We start from the raw sequence: 259 nt of genomic DNA on the forward strand, positions 1-259 counted from the left end.
GCGATTTTGGCTATGATTGCCTTTATTCGAATTGCCTTGCGTTCATCAAAGACGTTGTTAAACTTGTCCGTTTTTAAGAGCAAGGGAATGGTCTTTGCGTTGTTGATTTATGCGATGTCACAAGCGATTAATTTAGCTGTGAACTTTGCTATTCCACAATATGCGCAATTAACATTGGGCGCTTCAACGATGGTGGCTGGCTTTGTCTTAATGCCAGGATCATTGTTGGGATCAGCTTCATCGCCAGTTTATGGGGCCT

At 42.9% G+C, this 259-nt stretch carries 1 pseudogene; it reads left to right on the forward strand.

Annotated features, from left to right (window positions below):
- Positions 1-259, forward strand: a pseudogene (locus MN204_RS20950) (hypothetical protein); the annotation flags it as partial.

This window comes from Oceanobacillus saliphilus (assembly GCF_023522835.1).
Lineage (GTDB): Bacteria > Bacillota > Bacilli > Bacillales > Amphibacillaceae > Oceanobacillus > Oceanobacillus saliphilus.